General features: G+C 61.2%; 6 protein-coding genes. All 6 read right to left on the reverse strand.

Translation table 11 applies throughout. The features are described 5' to 3' along the window. Positions 1–1,539 (reverse strand): ABC-F family ATP-binding cassette domain-containing protein (locus ENZ75_RS22375; RefSeq protein WP_164887928.1); only part of this gene is annotated, 1,539 nt, incomplete at its 3' end. Positions 1,540–1,663: 124 nt separating this feature from the next. Continuing rightward, a complete protein-coding gene (locus tag ENZ75_RS22380; RefSeq protein WP_013532467.1) occupies positions 1,664–2,113 on the reverse strand; it encodes a MucR family transcriptional regulator in 450 nt (149 codons plus the stop codon). A gap of 162 nt (positions 2,114–2,275) precedes the next feature. Then, on the reverse strand, positions 2,276–2,479 hold the full coding sequence (locus ENZ75_RS22385) for a hypothetical protein (protein ID WP_013532468.1): 204 nt from the start codon (positions 2,477–2,479) through the stop codon (positions 2,276–2,278). Further along, on the reverse strand, positions 2,472–3,353 hold the full coding sequence (locus ENZ75_RS22390) for a DMT family transporter (protein WP_244514286.1): 882 nt from the start codon (positions 3,351–3,353) through the stop codon (positions 2,472–2,474). Before ENZ75_RS22390 ends, ENZ75_RS22385 begins: the two co-directional genes overlap by 8 nt. Before the next feature lie 114 nt (positions 3,354–3,467). Further along, positions 3,468–3,779 carry a hypothetical protein gene (locus tag ENZ75_RS35255; RefSeq protein WP_244514285.1) on the reverse strand — a complete coding sequence of 104 codons (312 nt, stop codon included), beginning with the start codon at positions 3,777–3,779 and terminating at the stop codon, positions 3,468–3,470. Further along, positions 3,758–4,297, reverse strand: coding sequence for a hypothetical protein (locus ENZ75_RS22400; protein ID WP_013532471.1), 540 nt, complete (start codon positions 4,295–4,297; stop codon positions 3,758–3,760). The genes ENZ75_RS35255 and ENZ75_RS22400 overlap by 22 nt, the downstream gene beginning before the upstream one ends. Positions 4,298–4,472: the final 175 nt, after the last annotated feature.

The raw sequence follows: 4,472 nt of genomic DNA on the forward strand, positions 1-4,472 counted from the left end.
GTCTTCCAGATCGCCGTCATAGGGGTTGACCGCGCCGTCCTTGACCAGCCACAGCCGGTCGGCGGTTGCCTCGAGCAGATGGCGATCATGCGAGATCAGGATGACGGCGCCAGGGAATTCGTTCAACGCATGGATCAGCGATTCGCGGCTGTCGATGTCGAGATGGTTGGTCGGTTCGTCGAGGATGAACAGGTTCGGCCCCTCGAAGGCCGACAGGCCCATCAGCAGCCGCGCCTTCTCGCCGCCCGAAAGATCCTTGGCGGCGGTGTTCATTTTCTCGGTCGTGAGGCCGAACTGGGCGACGCGGCCGCGCACCTTCGATTCCGGCGCCTCCGGCATCAACCGGCGGACATGCTCGTAGGCGTTTTCGTCCGGCCGCAGATCGTCGAGCTGATGCTGAGCGAAGATCGCCACCTTCAGCCCGGGCGCCACCGTCATGGTGCCGCTCTCCTGCTTCAACCGGCCGGACAGCAGTTTGGCGAAGGTCGACTTGCCGTTGCCGTTGGCGCCGAGCAGCGCGATGCGGTCGTCGGCGTCGATGCGCAGCGTCATCTTCTTAAGGATCGGCTGCTCCTCGGTGTAGCCGACATTGACGTTGTTCAGCGCCACGATCGGCGAGGCCACCGTCTTCACCGGCTCGGGGAAGGAGAACGGCCGCACCGAGTCGTTCACCAGGGCCGCGATCGGCTTCATCTTTTCCAGTGCCTTGATGCGCGACTGTGCCTGTCTCGCCTTGGAGGCCTTGGCGCGGAACCGTTCGACGAAGGATTCCATGTGCTTACGCGCGGCTTCCTGCTTGACGCGGCCCTTCTCCTGCAATTCCTTCTGTTCGGTGTATTGACGCTCGAACTGGTCGTAGCCGCCGCGCCAGAAGGTCAGCTTCTTCTGGTCGAGGTGAACGATCGAGTTGACGGCGCGGTTGAGCAGGTCGCGGTCGTGCGAGATCAAAAGCACGGTGTGCGGATATTTCGACACGTAGTTTTCCAACCACAGCGTGCCTTCAAGATCGAGATAGTTGGTCGGCTCGTCGAGCAGCAGCAGATCGGGCTCGGCAAACAGCACCGCGGCGAGCGCCACGCGCATGCGCCAGCCGCCGGAAAAGGAGGAGGCCGGACGCCGTTGCGCAGCGTCATCGAAGCCGAGGCCGGCGAGAATGGTGGCGGCGCGGGATTCGGCTGAGTGCGCGTCGATGTCGGCCAGCCGCATATGGATGTCGGCGATGCGGTGCGGATCGGTCGCCGTCTTTTCCTCTTCGAGCAACGCCGTGCGTTCGAGATCGGCCTTGAGCACGATCTCGATCAGCGCATCCTCGGTGCCTGGCGCTTCCTGCGCCACCTGGCCGATGCGGGTGCTCTTCGGCAGGCTGATCGAGCCTGTCTCGGACGGGAAATCGCCGGTAATGGCCTTGAACAGCGTCGTCTTGCCGGTACCGTTGCGGCCGACGAGGCCGGCTTTGGTGCCGGCTGGCAAGGTCAGCGAGGCATGGTCGAGAAGCAGGCGTCCGGCCATGCGGAGCGATAGGTCGTTGATGATCAGCATGGCCGCGCTTTTGCACCGGACATCAACGCTTCGCAAGGCCTTGCGGGCCAGTTGGCCGCACAAGGCCTCGAAACGACGCCCGCGAGGGCGCCGTCAAAGCAGCCGAACGGTGGCTTGCCTGCTCTCAGGCAGTCGCCTTGCGCTTCGTTGCCTTGGCGACAGCGGCCGGCGCTGCTGCCGGCTTGCGGCCAAGTCCCGTCGACTTTGCCAGCGCCGATCGCGTCGCCGAGTAGTTCGGCGCAACCATCGGATAGTCCGGCGGCAAGCCCCATTTGGCCCGATAGTCGTCCGGGCTTAGGCCGTAGTCGGTCCGCAGATGCCGCTTGAGCGACTTGAACTTCTTTCCGTCCTCAAGGCAGATGATGTAGTCGGGAAACACCGACTTCTTCGGATTGACTGCCGGAACCAGGTTTGGAGTTTCCGCGACAACTGCACCAGCGAGCTTGCGAACCGAAGCACTGACGCTGGCAATCAACTCAGGCAGGCCGGAAGCCGGAAGGGGATTGTTGCCTACATAGGCCGAGACAATATCGGCCGTCAGCTCGATAACGGTCTTATCATCGATATTTGACAATTCTTTCACCTTATTTGCGACAAAATCCTCCACCCCAGCGAAGACTTGTGTCGATGTATCTCTTTAACCGCGTCCCCCAACGGACCGCCAAGTCTCATAAAAGAATGAAGAATCGGCCAAAATAGCATTCATGCGAAATCGACGCCGTGCAAATTAGAAAATCTAATACTTGGAACCAGCAGACTTAGCGGCAGGACTTTCGTCCAATATCTCCAGAATACGCTTCCAGCGGGCGCAGCGCGCCAAATCCTTTTGTTCTATCGCCTTTTCGGCCCTCATCGCGGCGTAAAGCGGTGCCTCGACGCCGAATTCGTCGATCAGCCAATGCGCTTCCTGAATGGCCAGACGCTCATTCTCGTCAAACATGGTTTTCGGCCTCCGAACGTTCCACACCGACCGCGACACAACTTCCGATGACGAGAATGGCTCCGACAATGGCCGTCACCGTCAGCCGTTCGCCGGACAAGGTCAAAAGCAGGGTCGAGGCGATCGGCGTGAGATAGGCGACCACCGCGACCCTGCCGCTGCCTTCAAGCTTCAAGGCGCGCGACCAGAAATAGTAGCCCAAGCCCATCGGACCGGCGCCGAGATAAAGGCCGAGAGCCAGGTCCGCGCCGATGGGCCAGGTGAAACCGTCGCGAGCGCACCACAGAAACGTCAAAGCGACGCCGATCAACGATGAGGGCAGCAACAGGCGATCGGCTGGGGTGGCGACCCGTCCCACCATGATCGAATAGAAGGCCATGCACAGCGCCGACCCGAATGCGGCGAGATACCCGACCAGATCGCCGTCGAGCCAGGATTGGTTGCGCCCTCCCGAAATCACCAGCGCGACGCCGATGAAGCCTACCACCGCGGCGAGACCCAACAGTGCCGGACGCCGCGGATTTTCCAAGGCAATGACTGCCGCCGCGACCATCAACGGCCAGGTGTAGGCGACCAGATTGGCCTCGATCACCGGCATCGAAGCGAAGGCGATGTATTGCAGCACCATGGTGCCGACCAGGCCGATGAAGCCGACCGCGAGAGAGATGAGCGCCGCCCCGGCCGTGACCGGTGCTACTCTTTCCCGGCTCATCAATCGGATGGCCCGGCTCATCAATCGGATGGCGGCGAAGACGAGTGCAGCGCCTGCAAATTGCAGGAACTGGACCTGCGACACCGGGTGGCCGGTCAGCAGGGATTTGCCGACCAGGGCATTGGTGGACCACAACGCCACCGCACCGGCAGCGAAGACCAACGCGGATATCGAGCCGGATCCCTGCCGAAACAATCGGCATGGGATTCTATTTTGCTGTTCGACCATGATCCTGTCCGAAAACCGGTTCCGACTTTTCGGGATCATGGTTCACTATCATGATTCCCTGGCTCCGCCCGGAACCGGAGCATCGACGGCGGCGGGCACGGGATGCTCCGCCTCGAACCGACGGTAGGCCGGGAGCTGGTTGGTCCAGACATCTTCGGCCAGTTCGCTGACCCACTCACGGTCGTGGTCATTGTCGGCGGCGAGATAGAACATTCTGTTGTCGTCGACATAGGGTTTGGCCACCGAGCGCTGGTTGAGCACCAGCGTGACGCGCTCGCCGAACCGGATCGGCGCGGTGCGATGCAGGACGCCCAGGAACTGGCCGAGCGTCGCGTAGTTCATCTTGTGATCGATGCGCATGACACTGTTGCGCGGGATCTCGCGGCCGGATTCGAGAATGGCGCGGCCGGTTTCGGAGTCGTCGCAATAGATTTCGAGGTGGCCGCCGACCAGCGGATTGCTGATCGACAGCGGAATGAGCTCGGTGACCGGAACGCCATCGCAATGCCACTCCACGGCGCCGTCCCTGGATTCATGAAGGTGACCGTCGAGCCGACGATCGACAGCGGATAGGGCTCCAGCTTGGTGCCCATCATGTCGGACAGCCGCTCCAGGCGCAGCTTGTCATGCAGCAATTCCCTGATCTCGGGGATGTAACGGTCGGCCCCGGTGATGAAGGTCAGATCGAGGTGCTTGTGCACGGCATGGCTGGCCTTGAGCTTCAGGGCAGCCTCCTCGATCGCGGCAAGCAGTGCCGGGTCATAGCCGTGCAGATATTGCGCGACACCGAAACTCGACACTTTCCAGGCGGTTTCATGGCCGATAATGGCTTCGCGGCTCATCGCATAACGCAGTTCGGGAATGGTGTGGGCGTTCATTGTACTTCTCCAGGATGGGGGCAACACTTGGTAAACAGTCGATTAATTCACCCACCCCTGTAAAATTAGGAATGCTGGTGCTAGTGTAAGCCAAGCTTAAGGTCGAAACCGTGCGTCTGCTCAGTCAGGTCAACCTCAATTCGCTGAAAATCGTCGAAAGTGCTGCGCGGCACGG

Source organism: Mesorhizobium sp. M7A.F.Ca.CA.002.04.1.1, from assembly GCF_004022805.1.
In the GTDB taxonomy this organism is placed as follows: Bacteria; Pseudomonadota; Alphaproteobacteria; order Rhizobiales; family Rhizobiaceae; genus Mesorhizobium; species Mesorhizobium ciceri.